This window comes from Marinimicrobium sp. UBA4509 (assembly GCF_002388575.1).
In the GTDB taxonomy this organism is placed as follows: Bacteria; Pseudomonadota; Gammaproteobacteria; order Pseudomonadales; family Cellvibrionaceae; genus Marinimicrobium; species Marinimicrobium koreense.
Genome location: NZ_DGMV01000050.1, coordinates 147,753 through 161,223, shown reverse-complemented (window position 1 = coordinate 161,223; position 13,471 = coordinate 147,753). Strand labels below are relative to the sequence as shown.

General features: G+C 59.2%; 9 protein-coding genes. 7 read left to right on the top strand and 2 right to left on the bottom strand.

From position 1 onward, the window contains the following. On the bottom strand, window positions 1–1,027 hold a 1,027-nt coding region (locus tag B3520_RS08740), incomplete at its 3' end, for a TolB family protein (protein WP_414673882.1). Window positions 1,028–1,324: 297 nt separating this feature from the next. On the opposite strand from B3520_RS08740, the gene B3520_RS08735 reads away from it, so the two are divergent. The 5 genes from B3520_RS08735 to B3520_RS08715 all read left to right on the top strand — a co-directional run bounded on the left by B3520_RS08735 (window position 1,325) and on the right by B3520_RS08715 (window position 9,163). After that, entirely contained in the window at window positions 1,325–2,524 is a 1,200-nt protein-coding gene (locus tag B3520_RS08735; RefSeq protein ID WP_414673691.1) for a hypothetical protein, read from the top strand. Window positions 2,525–2,526: 2 nt separating this feature from the next. Continuing rightward, complete coding sequence (locus B3520_RS08730) at window positions 2,527–5,019, top strand: LamG domain-containing protein (protein WP_286875872.1); 2,493 nt, start codon at window positions 2,527–2,529, stop codon at window positions 5,017–5,019. Window positions 5,020–5,088: 69 nt separating this feature from the next. Then, window positions 5,089–6,681 carry a hypothetical protein gene (locus B3520_RS08725; protein WP_024461542.1) on the top strand — a complete coding sequence of 531 codons (1,593 nt, stop codon included), beginning with the start codon at window positions 5,089–5,091 and terminating at the stop codon, window positions 6,679–6,681. A 262-nt stretch (window positions 6,682–6,943) separates the two neighbouring features. Then, on the top strand, window positions 6,944–8,362 hold the full coding sequence (locus B3520_RS08720; RefSeq protein ID WP_286806144.1) for an NfeD family protein: 1,419 nt from the start codon (window positions 6,944–6,946) through the stop codon (window positions 8,360–8,362). Between the two features lie 39 nt (window positions 8,363–8,401). Next, window positions 8,402–9,163: a slipin family protein gene (locus tag B3520_RS08715; RefSeq protein WP_286806146.1), complete on the top strand. Its 762-nt coding sequence runs from the start codon at window positions 8,402–8,404 to the stop codon at window positions 9,161–9,163. A 251-nt stretch (window positions 9,164–9,414) separates the two neighbouring features. Here the strand turns inward: B3520_RS08715 and B3520_RS08710 are convergent, their stop codons facing one another. Continuing rightward, the gene (locus B3520_RS08710) at window positions 9,415–9,606 is read right to left on the bottom strand and encodes a CPXCG motif-containing cysteine-rich protein (protein ID WP_286875871.1); all 192 of its coding nucleotides are present in this window, start codon (window positions 9,604–9,606) and stop codon (window positions 9,415–9,417) included. 138 nt (window positions 9,607–9,744) lie between these two features. Here B3520_RS08710 and B3520_RS08705 point away from each other — a divergent pair, with 138 nt between their 5' ends. Continuing rightward, entirely contained in the window at window positions 9,745–11,808 is a 2,064-nt protein-coding gene (locus B3520_RS08705; protein ID WP_286806149.1) for a M3 family metallopeptidase, read from the top strand. Continuing rightward, window positions 11,805–13,469 (top strand): peptide ABC transporter substrate-binding protein, encoded by a 1,665-nt coding sequence (locus tag B3520_RS08700; RefSeq protein ID WP_286806151.1) that lies wholly within the window; start codon window positions 11,805–11,807, stop codon window positions 13,467–13,469. Before B3520_RS08705 ends, B3520_RS08700 begins: the two co-directional genes overlap by 4 nt. The last annotated feature ends 2 nt before the right edge of the window (window positions 13,470–13,471 follow it).

Genomic DNA, 13,471 nt, shown 5'->3' with positions numbered 1-13,471 from the left:
ACGTTTGGGCCGGGCCGCCCGCCACACCGTCCAGAGCCTGATCATTCTCGACATGGTTGGCCACATCCACCCGCACCAGGTCTCCGCCCAGCAGCTCGTCTTGTGGCTTGGCAATGGCCAGCAATTGACCGTCCAGTGTCAATTGGGTCGAGAAGAGGGCGGGTGCCTCACTGCCGGCCAGGCTGTGGTAGCCGTAGCGCGGCGCCAGGCCCGTTCCGTCGGGGTTGAGCTGATAGAAGCTCAGCCGGTTTTGCGCGAAACCATCCCAGCGGGTGAACAGCACCCGGCCCTCGACGTCGATCAGCGGCTGCAGGTCGTGGCTCTGGTTGTAGCTGATCTGGTCGATATTGCGCCCGTCCGCATCCATCACGTGGAGCACCAGGGCGTCCTGATTGTCGTTTTCGGTCTGGGCCGCGAACTGGGGTTTGCCGTCGTCAAGCAACACCGCCCGGTTGCGGCTCTGGCGGGTGGAGCTGAACAGGATGCGGTCATCCGGCAGGTACTGTGGGCTGACGTCCTGACCTGCCTCGGCGCTTAGATCGGAGCTGATCACCCGGCGCAGGGACTCGGTGTTCAGGTCATATTCCCAGATATTCCAGGTGGGTTGCTCGTCGTCATCCGCGTCTTCGATCTCCGGCGCCCGCAGGGCAAACAGGAAGCGGTCCCCATCCGGGTGGGGGGCAATGTCCTTTACATCGTAAAGCGCCCCCTCATCGAACAGCCCGGCGGTCAGCTCCCGCCGGCCCGCCGTCGCGGTGGCCCGGTCCTGGAAGTACAGTCGGGCGCCAGCGTTAAACTGGGCCGGCTCGGTCAGTACCTCTGCCAGAATTTCGTCGGAGTCCTCATCCCGGGGGACGGGGCGCAGCACATAGACAATCGGAAAATCCACCACCACCGGGTCCGGTGTCTGACCGCCGCCGCTGTCCTCGCCGGGCCCTACCGGGTCACCCACGCCACCGCCACAGGCAGTGAGCCCGAGGGCCAGAATCGGCAGCAATGTCGCACGTGTAGTGGCACTGAGTGTCATGACGGATGTCCCGGAGCAAAAGCGCCATTATCAGGGCTTTCAGGGCCGACGGAATGGGATCCAGTGCCAAAAAACGGGGTTGAATGCCGGAAGTGTGATCCACTTATCAAAACCCGTGGCTAAACCCGCACGGGAACTGGCTGGCATCACCCCTATAATGGTCTGGAACGCGCGTCAAATGTTACACAAAAACCACCAGACTCCCGCCGGCCAATGTGGCCCGGTCTGGCGGATAAGCACCAATGGCCTTGGGGAATAACCGTGAACAGCACCCGCCAACTTCCGTTACGCGGCGTCATGCGTCTGCGCTCCGTTTTCTGTCTGATGCTGATTCTGGTTGGCGTCGCGGCGCAGGCCGGCCCCCGGGAGCAGGCGCTGCAGATTCACAACCGCATTGCCGGCGTGCCGCCCAGTGAAAGCGTACTGCTGCAAATGGCCGACCTGATCGCTGAGGGAGACGTCGACGCCGCCGTTGAGTTGGCGATGGACAATGAGCATTTTTACAGCGTCACCCTGAAAAACATGGCCACGCCCTGGACCAATCGGGATCAGAGCGTGTTTGCACCGCTCAACGACTACACCGCCACCTTTATCGGCATGGTGCGCGACGGGGAAGACATTCGCGGTCTGCTCTACGACAACGTTCTGTACGTCGGAAGCGCCAGCGGATTGCCCGCCTATGCCAATGACGACAATCAGCATTACGAGGCACTGGAAACCCAGGGCCTGCCGCTGGGCGACCCGGAAGTACTGGTCAAGCGCACCCAGTCGGATGTCAACGGTCTGCCCGCCGAGGCGACCGCCGGGGTGATGACCAGTCGAGCCGCAGCGCGCGCCTTCTTTTACGCGGGCACCAACCGTGCCATGTTCCGCTTCACGTTACTCAATCACCTGTGCCGGGATCTGGAGCAGGTGCACGACACCAGCCTGACCCCGGACCGCATCCGTCAGGATGTCAGTCGCAGCCCCGGAGGGGACAGTCGGGTCTTCCTGAATAACTGCATGGGCTGTCATAACGGCATGGATCCTCTGGCCCAGGCCTATGCCTATTACAACTGGGACTATGATGCCGACGCCGATCCCGAGGGTGAGGACGGCCGACTGACCTACAACCGCGAAGGTGAAACCGAAGCGGAAACCGGCACCCGCGTGGTGCCCAAGTACCATATCAATGCCAATACCTTCCGCTATGGCTACGTGACCATGGATGATCAGTGGGACAACTACTGGCGCGAGGGCAACAACCGGGTGCTGGGCTGGAGTGATGCACTGCCGGGCAGCGGTGAGGGTGCCAAGAGCATGGGCATGGAACTGGCTCACAGTGAAGCGTTTGCCAGTTGTCAGGTGGAAAAAGTCTTTCGCCAGGTGTGCCTGCGCCAACCGGGTAGCCCCGAGGATCACCAGTTGATCGAAACCGCCACCGACCATCTCGCCAACGCCGGGTTCGATCTGCGCCGCGCGTTTATCGACACCGCCGACTATTGCAAGGGAGAGTGATGATGAACCTGATAAAGCACTCTCCAATCATCCTCGGATTTCTATTCCTGTTGGCAGGCTGTGGCTCCGATAGTGGCAGCGACGTCCAACAGAATGTTGACCCCAATCAGGAACCCCCGGCGGCCACCTACGACGGCCCGGCGCCGCAGACCGATGATGTGCAGCAGTTCAAACTGTCGGTGTGGGATCCACTGGCGGTGGAAAACCGCTGTGGCAGTTGCCATGGCACGGGCGGACAGGAACCCACCTTTGTGCGCTCGGACGATATCAATTTGGCCTATGCGGATATCAATGATTACATCGATCTGGAGCAGTCTGCCAATTCCCGTCTGGTGACCAAGGTCGCCGAAGGCCACAACTGTTGGCAGGCCAGTGCCGACGCCTGTGCCGACATCATCGAGGGATACGTAGAGGCCTGGGCCAGTGCCTCCGGTTCGGTCAGCACTCGGGTGGTCTTTGAGGCGCCGGATGATCAGGCCGTCGGCAGCAGTAAAATCATGCCTGCCGAACCTGGCGCTTTTGCCAGCACGGTCTATCCTTTGCTGACCGAATACTGCAGCGAATGTCACACACGCAGCGCACCCACGGCACAGCAACCCTACCTGGGCAGCAGCTCGGTATCTCTCTCTTTCGAAGCGGCGCGCACCCGTATGCGCCTGGATGATCCGGCCGATTCCCGACTGGTGCAACGACTGGGTAACGAGGGCCATAACTGCTGGAGTGATGACTGCCAGAGCGATGCCAGTGCCATGACCGCGGCCATCACCGAGTTCGCCGACAGTATTGCGGAAACCGAGATCAATCCGGATCTGGTGGTCAGTCGGGCGCTCAGCCTCGGTAACGGCATCGTCGCCAGCAGCGGCGGACGGATCGACACCCACATTATTGCCAAGTACGAGTTCAAAACCGGACAGGGTCCCATCGCCTACGACACCAGTGGTGTCGAACCCGCCGCCAACCTCAATCTCAGTGGTGATGTGCAGTGGATGAGCTCCTGGGGGCTTCGCCTGAACAGCAGCGGCAATGACGGAAAGGCCCAGGCGGCCACCAGTGGTAGCCGCAAGCTGCACGACCTGCTCACCGCCACTGGTGAGTATAGTATCGAAGCCTGGGTGATTCCCGATAATGTGACCCAGGGGGACGGCGGTGCGGATACCGCCCGCATTGTCAGCTACTCCGGTAGCAACGATGTGCGCAATTTTACTCTGGGCCAGACGCTCTACAACTACGATTTTCTCAATCGCAGCGGTGAGACCGACGTCAATGGTTTGCCTGCCCTGTCCACCAACGACGCTGACGAACGCCTGCAGGCCACCTTGCAGCATGTGGTGGCCACCTTCGATCCGGTCAACGGTCGACGCCTGTATGTGAACGGTGAGTTTACCAACGATGAGGATCCTCTGGCGGGCGCCGCGCTGGAAGAGTGGAGCGAAACCTTTGCGTTGGTGCTCGGCAACGAAGTGTCCGGCAGTGATTACGCCTGGAGCGGCAGCATCCGCTTCCTGGCCATTCACAATCGCGCCCTGTCGCCCGAGGCGATCGGGACCAATTTTGAGGTGGGCGTCGGTGCATTGTTTTATCTGTTGTTCGATGTCTCGGATCAAATCGGTCTGGATCCGCAAACGGCGTACATCGCTTTTGAGGTACAGCAGTTCGACGATTACGGCTACCTGTTTGCCGAGCCCTTCTTCCTGACTCTGGATGATGACGTGACGGTACCCCCCACTCCGATCAAGGGCATACGCATTGGCGTCAATGGTCGAGAGGCCCCGACGGGTCAGGTATTTGCCGCCCTGGAGACCGAGCTGAGTTCCGAAGCCTTTGTCGAGAGGCGTCAAACCCTGTCCGGCCAGGGTGCCGTGATTGAGTTGCAACAGGGGCCGGACAGCGATCAGTTCTTCCTGACCTTTGATCGCCTGGGGGAGCATGAATTCGTTCGCGTGGAGTCCGAACCGCCAGCGCCGGGCAGTCCCGCTGTGATCGAAGATCAACCGCGCCTCGGTCTGCGCTCCTTTGCCGCGATCAATGCCACTCTGTCTACCGCCACCGGCATTCCGGGTACCACCGCTTCGGTGGCCGGCACCTATGAAAAAGTCCGCCAGCAATTGCCCACCGCCCCGCAGGTAGACGGCTTTGTCGCTGCGCACCAGATGGGGGTGACCCAATTGGCCGTGGCCTATTGTTCGGCGTTGACGGCGGACAGCGACAAGCGCAGCGACTATTACGCCGGATTTGATTTCAGCGCCGGTGTCAGTGGTGCCTTTGATACCGACGGTAGGGCGGCGGTAATCGAACCGTTGCTGAAACATCTGCTCGCCGCCGAAATCGAAGGCGAGCCACTGGCCAGCCAGGCGGATCCGGCGGCCCTGCGCACCGAAATGAATGATCTGATTGATCGGATGGCGACCAGCGGCGGCGACGCCGAGCGCAGCCGTACCATCGTCACCGCCCTGTGCGCGGCGACCCTGGGCAGTGCCCTGACGCTGGTGCAGTAACCGGCTTTCAGGAACTGTTATTGATGAACATTGTTCTCGACCCAACCCGGAGCAACAAGGCAAACCACTATGGCTAAACGACAGGCTCCTCTGCACCCGGATGCACCGCTGCTACTGGATGGTCACCACCGCCCCATGACCCGGCGGGAGCTGATTTCCCACGGCTTCAAAGCCGGGGCCGGTACCATCGTTGGCGGCTCGTTGAGCGGGCTGATCGTCAACTCCGCCCTCGCCCAAGAGGTGAATCTGGCCAACGATATCGAGCAACTGCGCCAGGACTGCGGCATTGCCAGCACCGGGGCGGGCAAGATTCCGTTTATCTGTTTCGATCTGGCCGGGGGCGCCAATATGGCGGGCTCCAATGTGCTGGTGGGCGGCCCGGGAGGGCAACTGGATTTCCTGAGTACGGCGGGCTACAGCAAGCAGGGCCTGCCGGGGGACATGACCCCTCAATCCTCCACCGAGGATTTTGTGAACACCGATCTGGGCCTGGCGTTTCACAGCGACAGCCAGATGCTCGCCGGCATTCTGGAGCGGGCCGGCGCCCGCACGGAGTTGGTCAACGGCTGTGTGATTCCGGCCCGCTCGGAGAACGATACCGGCAATAACCCCCACAACCCCATGTACGGCATCAACCGCGCCGGTGCCAACGGCGAGCTGCTGGCGCTGATCGGCTCCCGGGCCAACGACTCCGGCGGCAACTCCCTGGCGCCTGCCTCCCTGATCAACCCGGAGGTGCGCCCCACCAAGGTGGACCAGCCCAGTGACGTCACCGGTCTGGTGGATACCGGGGACCTGGTCAACATGCTCAGCCAGGAAGATACCGTGCGGGTGATGGAGTCCATGACCCGCATGAGCCGGGCGCGGCTGAACAACCTGAATTTTGGCACCACCGAGGATGAACAGCTCAAGGAGCTGCTGAGTTGTGGCTACGTGAAAAGCGCCGATCTGGCGGCCCGCTTCGGCGACCCGGCCTCCATCGACCCGGAAGCGGACCCGGATATCATCGGCCCCAACGGCATTTTCTCGGAAGCCGAATTCATGAGCGACCGGGAGTTCCGGAAAACCGCCTCGGTCATGAAGCTGGTGGTGGAGGGCCGCGCGGGCGCGGGCACCGTCACCATGGGTGGCTACGACTACCACACCGGCGACCGGGCCACGGGCGAAATCCGCGACCTGCGCGCCGGGCGCTGCATCGGCGCCTGCCTGGAATACGCCGCCCGTAAAGGCGTGCCGATCATGGTCTATGTGTTCAGCGACGGCTCGGTATTCAGCAACGGCATGATCGATGATTCCCCGGAGGGGCGCGGCAAAGGCGTCTGGACCGGTGACAATCAACAGACCGCGGCGTCCTTCTTCCTGGTGTACAACCCCAATGGTCGCCCGCAACTGCTGGAGTCCAATGGTGGTCCGGAAGCGCATCAGCAGATCGGCTACATGCGCCCCAGCGGTGACGTGGAAACCGCCTCCACCCCGGCGGCCAACAACGTCAACCTGCTGGTGGAAACCGTGGTGCTCAACTACATGGCGTTGCACGGTGAGCAGAGCCGCTTTGGCGATGCGGACAAGTTCCCCCGCAATGGCTTGGGTAATGCCGCCATGATGGATCGACTGACGGCGTTCCAGCCAATATGTAACGGCACCATCGATAACCCCGCGTAACTTGAGTGGGATGACGGCGGATGCGCCTTCGGCTTATCCGCCCTACGGCCGAGCGCAGCGGTATAAATCTGCGTAGGGCGGATAAGCGAAGCGCATCCGCCGTTACCAAAATCAATGCAATATCCGTCGGGCGCGATAAGACCGAAGCCCGCATCCGCCGTAAACCAAACCGACACAACAAACTGATCCTGCCTCCTACCCCCACCGTATTGTTTGGGTGACGCTGAATCTCTGCTAATCTCATAGGTGGAGGTGGCAACCCATGAGATGGAATCGACGCGGTTTTACCTTACTACGGCCAGGGCTGCTGCTCTGGCTGGCCTTGCTGATGCTGGGCGCCTTCGGCCTTCAGGCCCAGGAAACGGACGATACGGCGTCCGGCGGCCCCCATGTGGCCGAACTCACCATTGACGGACCCATCGGGCCCGCCACCAAAGACTATATTCTGCGCTCCATCGACACCGCCCATGAAGCCGGCGCCCACGCCGTGCTGATCCGCATGGACACCCCCGGCGGCCTGGACGCCGCTACCCGCGACATGATCAAAGGCATTCTCGCCGCCCCCCTGCCGGTGATCACCTACGTCCATCCTGCCGGCGCCCGCGCCGCCAGTGCCGGCACCTATATCCTTTACGGTAGCCATGTTGCCGCCATGACCCCGGCCACCAGCCTCGGCGCTGCCACCCCGGTCCAGATGGGCGGCCTGCCCACGCCGCCTTCGGGGGAGCAAGAGCCGGTGGACGATGGCAGTGAGGGCTCCGGCGAAGAATCCTCGGAAAAGTCTCCCCAACCCGGTAGCGCCATGGAGCGCAAGGTAATCAATGACTCGGTGGCCTTTATCCGCGGCCTGGCGGAGCGCTATGACCGTAACGCCGACTGGGCTGAAAAAGCGGTGCGCGACGCGGTGAGCCTGACCGCCAGCGAAGCCCTGGAGCAGAACGTGATCGATCTGGTGGCCGACAACCGCGAGGATCTTCTGGCGCAACTCGATGGCCGCGAGGTCAAATTGGAAAGCGGCCCATTCACCCTTCAGACGGCGGATCTGCCCATAGTGAGTTATGCGCCGGATTGGCGCAGTGAGTTACTGGGCATAATCACCAATCCGCAGATTGCCTCGATTCTGCTGTTGATCGGGGTCTATGGGCTGATACTGGAAGGTTATAACCCGGGCGCCCTAGTGCCCGGTGTGGTCGGCATCATCTGTCTGCTGCTTGGGCTCTATGCGCTGCAGGTGTTGCCGGTGAATTATGCGGGGCTGGCGCTGATCGTGCTCGGGGGCATACTCATACTGGCGGAAGCATTCCTGCCCAGCTTCGGGGTACTCGGCATAGGCGGAGTGATAGCTCTGGTGATGGGGTCCATCATGCTGGTGGATACCGACGTGCCGGGTATGGAGGTGTCCTATGAGATTGTGGGTGCGGTGGCCGCTGTGGGATCACTGGTTGTGCTGGGCATTGTCACCATGGTCGGTCGTAGCTTGCGAATGCCGCGCAAGGATGTCAGCCACGCCATGGTGGGTCGGGTTGCGGACGTTACCCAGGTAGGTGAAGAGCATGCAACGGTTCGTATTGATGGCGAGTTCTGGACAGTGTCCAGCGAACAACCACTGAAGCCTGGCGACACGGTGGAGGTGGTGTCGCAGGACGGTTTGCACTTGAGGGTACGCCCTACCGGTCAGTAAAGGGCGGCTGGCACTTTTATCCAAGAACGGAGATTCCCTATGTTATACGAATATTTCTTTGGTCTACTCATCACCTTTGTGGTGTTACTGCTCGCCTATGCGATTCGCATTCTGCGCGAGTATGAACGGGGCGTGGTATTCATGCTGGGCCGTTTTCAGAAGGTCAAAGGCCCCGGTCTGGTAATCATCATTCCTTTCATCCAGACCATGGAGAAGGTGGACTTGCGTACCATCGTCATGGATGTGCCGAGTCAGGACGTGATCAGCCGGGACAACGTCTCGGTGAAGGTGAATGCGGTGGTGTACTTCCGGGTGGTTGACCCGGAGAAGGCGATCATCAATGTGGAGCAGTACTACGAAGCGGTCAGTCAACTGGCCCAGACCACGCTGCGCTCGGTACTCGGTAAACACGAGCTGGATGAAATGCTCTCCGAGCGCGACAAGCTGAACCAGGATATTCAGGAAATTCTGGACCAGAGCTCCGATACCTGGGGCATCAAGGTCAGCAATGTGGAAATCAAACACGTTGACCTGGATGAGAGCATGATCCGGGCGATTGCCCGTCAGGCTGAGGCCGAGCGCTCACGGCGTGCGAAAATCATTCACGCCGAGGGTGAGTCACAGGCCGCGGCCAAGCTGACCGACGCGGCGGTGGAGCTGTCCAGGAACCCCAACGCGATGACGCTGCGCTATTTGCAGACGTTGATTGATATTGCGGGGGAGAAAAACTCCACCATTGTGTTCCCGCTGCCGGTGGATATGCTGGGTAACATTATGGAGCAGTTTAAGTCTAAATCGTAGGGCACCCATGCGGTGCCGTTCCGATATTCATACAGGTCACCCGGGTTTTACGGCACGACATGCGTGACCTGCGTTTGGTAACGGCGGATGCGGGCTTCGCCCTCCGAGGCGTCGGACCGATCCGCCCTACGCGAATCTATACCGCTGCGCTCGGCCGTAGGGCGGATAAGCCGAAGGCGCATCCGCCGTTACCCAAACCGGCGCGTCGAAGCGAAGCGCATCCGCCGTAAACCAATGCTAACCACCCGCCATCACTCATTCTCCTGCCGCGCATACACCTCCACCGCCTCGGTCTCATCAATCACCACATCCACACTGATGGGCTGACAACATACCTGGCAGTCCTCCACATAAGACTGCTCGCTGATCGACGGATCGATCAACAGGGTGATCACTTCATCGCAATACGCGCAGTGGATGTTTTTCTCGATCTGTTCAGACATGATTACCTCCGTAACCAGCGAGCCTATAGCTCTAGGATAGCCTTTCGCAAGCTCAGGTTCCCGGGAGATGCTGTGCTAATTCGCCCAGGACATAAAATCATGTAAGATTCCAACATCACCGCATTAATGGAGAAAACGATGATTCAGGCGACAATCTCTCGATATGCACGGCTTACCCGCCCGTGGGCACTGACCGGAATGATCGCCAGCCTGTTGATGGCTGGTTGCAGTATCGCTCCGGAGAGGCCAGAGTCGGCGGCTTGGCCGGAGTATGAAACCGATGCAGCCCAGGCATTTGCCAGCCAGTGTCGGACGGGGCTGGAGTCTGCTCAGGCCCAACTGGAAAAAATCGAGAATGGACACTATTCGGACAGTACCGACCGCCTGCTAGACGCCATCAACGAGCTGGATATCGTCTCTGATCGTGCCGTTAGTCGCGCCTCGCTCTACTTCAATGTACATCCCGACGCGCAAGTGCGAGAGGCTGCGGCAACCTGCCGCGAACGTGCGGTGGAGCTGTTCAGCAACATCAGCCTGTCGCGCCCTCTATATCAGCAGGTCGCCGACATCGAAATCGGGTCCCTGAACGGGCTGGAAAAACGCTACGTGGAAGAGATGCTGGAGGGGTTCAAACGCTCCGGTGTTGATCGGGACGAAGCGACTCGTCAGCGTATCCGGGCATTGAACGAGCAACTCAACAAGCTCGGGCAGACATTCGGGCGGAACATCAATCAGGATGTGCGCTCGGTGGCAATCAAGGATGCCCATCGCCTGGAGGGTTTGCCCCAGGACTTTATTGACAATCATCCGCCCAATGAGAACGGCGATATTGTCATCACGACCGATTACCCGGATTACTTGCCGGTTATGCAGTACGCGCAGGACGATGAGTTGCGTCTTGAACTTTATCGAGAGTTCCGTCGCAGAGGTTATCCAGACAACGAGCTCGTCTTGCGGGATATCCTGGAGGCTCGATACGAACTGGCTCAGCTGTTGGGTTACGACACCTACGCTGATTATGTGACCGAAAACAAGATGATCAGAAGCGCTGACAACGCCCAGGAGTTTATCGATCAGATTGCTGAAATCGCCAAACCCCGATCGGACGCCGAGTACGACAAGTTACTGGCACGGTTGAGAAAAATTGATCCCAGTGCGAGCTTTGTGGGGGATTGGCAGAAAACCCACTTGCAAGAGCTGGTCAAGAAAGAGCAGTTTGAAGTGGATGCGCAACAAGTGCGTCAGTATTTTCGCTACGAGGCGGTGCGCGATGGCATCTTTGACCTGACCGAGACGCTGTTCGGTGTGACCATCAAACCCTGGGAAACGGACTCCTGGCACGAGGATGTGGAAGCGTACGAGATGTGGCAGGACGACGAATTGCTGGGTCGCTTTTATCTCGATATGCACCCCCGGGATGGAAAGTACAAGCACGCGGCCGCATTCAGTCTTCAAGACGGTGTGAAAGGTATTCAGGAGCCGATCAAAGCTCTGGTCTGCAACTTCCCCGGTGCTGAGGGTCCTGGCTACATGGAACACAGCCAAGTAGAAACTTTTTTGCATGAATTCGGCCATCTGCTGCATGGAATTTTCGCGGGGGATCAACCCTGGTTGTCGTTCTCCGGTATCAAAACCGAGTGGGACTTTGTCGAGGCGCCGTCCCAGATGCTGGAAGAGTGGGTGTGGGACGCCGACACTCTGAAGTCATTCGCTCGCAACAGCGAGGGAGAACTGATTCCCGAGGAGTTGGTAAGGAAGATGAACCTGGGGCGCGACTTCGGACAAGGGCTATTTGCCCGGCATCAGATGTTCTACGCGGCCATTTCCCTGAACCTGTATGATCGTGACCCGGCCGAGGTGGACTTCGATGCGTTGATTCCCGAATTACAGTCCGAGTACTCACCGTTCCCCTTTGTAGACGGTACCTACTTCCACACCAGCTTTGGTCACCTGTACGGTTACTCGGCCATTTACTACACCTATATGTGGTCGAAGGTTATCGCCTCGGATATGTTCAGTGAATTCAAGCGTGAAGGCCTACGCAATACCGAAGTGGCGCGCCGCTACCGCGAAGAGGTGTTAGCGCCCGGCGGCACCGAAGATGCGGCCGTGCTGGTGGAGAACTTTCTGGGCCGCCCTTACAGCTTTGACGCCTTTGCCGAAGAATTGTCGCCGGATGTCGTGGAGGAGGTTGAAGAATGATGGGAACCACCCCGCGCGGTCTGTTCACCGCGCTCGTCTTGAGTCTGGGATTGATCGGCTGCTCAGATAGCGACAATGACGGAGAAACCCCAGTTGAGCGCGGCAATCGCGAACAGATTCTGCATATGGGTAATGGCGATGAGCCGTCGGATGTGGACCCGCACACCACCACTGGCATTCCCGAATACTTCATCCAGAAGGCCCTGTTCGAGGGTCTTGTCAGCAAACATCCGGAGACCCTGGAAGTGGTGCCCGGGGTCGCCGAGAGCTGGGAAGTATCTGAAGACAATCGAGTATTTACTTTCCATCTGCGTGAAGACGCCCGCTGGTCCAACGGAGACCCGGTAACGGCGGAAGATTTTGTCTGGTCATGGCAGCGGGCATTGATGCCGGCGCTCGGCAATCAATACGCCTATTCGCTGTTTGTAATTGAAAATGCTGAGGCTTACCATCGAGGAGAGATCGAAGACTTTTCCGAAGTGGGGGTGAAGGCGCTCGGCGAGCGGACGCTCGAAGTCACCCTGAAAAATCCCACGTCCTATTTTTTGCAGTTGCTGGATCACCACAGCATGTTCCCGGTACATCGTGACACTGTGATGGCTCATGGTGATATGGATGAGCGCGGCACCCGTTGGACTCGTCCCGAAAATTTTGTCGGTAACGGACCATTCACCATCAAAGAGTGGTCACCCGGTCGGGTTGTCGTGGTCGAGAAAACCTCCCAGTATTGGGACGCTGATCAGGTAAAGCTGCAGGAAATCCATTTCCACCCAATCCAGCAGGTCACCACTGAAGAACGTATGTTCCGCTCGGGACAGCTGCACATCACTAATACCATGCCGACGTCAAAAATTTCGGTTTACCGCGAGGGCGACCACCCTGCACTTCGGATCAATCCCTATCTCGGCACCTATTTTTACCTCATCAACACCGAGCGCGAACCTTACGATGATGTCAGGGTGCGTCAGGCTCTGGCGTACAGCATTGATCGGGAGGCTATTGTCAGCAGTATCACTCAAGCCGGAGAGAAGCCCGCCTACGCGCTTACCCCACCGGGTACCCTGGGCTACACACCCCAAGCCAAAGTGCCTTACGATCCGGAACGCGCCCGGGAGTTGTTGGCGGAAGCCGGTTACCCCGGTGGCGAAGGCATGCCTAAAGTGGAAATCCTGTACAACACTATGGAGGACCACAAGAAGATTGCTCTGGCAATTCAGCAGATGTGGCGCCGGGAGTTGAATGTGGACGTCACTCTACGTAACCAGGAGTGGAAAGTGTACCTGAACAGTAAGCGCATCAGTGACTTTGATCTGGCGCGTCTTGGCTGGATCGGTGATTACGTCGACCCTAGTACCTTTCTCGATCTGTTCATAACCGGCGGCGGCAACAACAACACCGGTTGGGGTAACGATCAGTATGATGAGCTGCTGCAGAAAGCCGCCAGGGCCTCAAGCCGCGAAGAGCGTTATGATTACTTTCAGCAGGCCGAAAGCATCCTGATGGAAGAAGTTCCGCTGATCCCTCTGTATAACTACACGACCAAACGGCTGGTGAGCCCATCGGTCAAAGGTTGGCACAACAACATCATGGACTACCACCCCTATAAATATCTGTCTCTTGAACCGGTCAGCGATATGCCCGAGCAGCCGGCGGCGGAGTAGTA

Bases quoted from the DNA above. Each gene is read 5' to 3' on its own strand.
- B3520_RS08735 (WP_414673691.1), top strand. From the start codon at position 1,325: ATGCGTCTGCGCTCCGTTTTCTGTCTGATGCTGATTCTGGTTGGCGTC.
- B3520_RS08730 (WP_286875872.1), top strand. From the start codon at position 2,527: ATGAACCTGATAAAGCACTCTCCAATCATCCTCGGATTTCTATTCCTG.
- B3520_RS08725 (WP_024461542.1), top strand. From the start codon at position 5,089: ATGGCTAAACGACAGGCTCCTCTGCACCCGGATGCACCGCTGCTACTG.
- B3520_RS08720 (WP_286806144.1), top strand. From the start codon at position 6,944: ATGAGATGGAATCGACGCGGTTTTACCTTACTACGGCCAGGGCTGCTG.
- B3520_RS08715 (WP_286806146.1), top strand. From the start codon at position 8,402: ATGTTATACGAATATTTCTTTGGTCTACTCATCACCTTTGTGGTGTTA.
- B3520_RS08710 (WP_286875871.1), bottom strand. From the start codon at position 9,606: ATGTCTGAACAGATCGAGAAAAACATCCACTGCGCGTATTGCGATGAA.
- B3520_RS08705 (WP_286806149.1), top strand. From the start codon at position 9,745: ATGATTCAGGCGACAATCTCTCGATATGCACGGCTTACCCGCCCGTGG.
- B3520_RS08700 (WP_286806151.1), top strand. From the start codon at position 11,805: ATGATGGGAACCACCCCGCGCGGTCTGTTCACCGCGCTCGTCTTGAGT.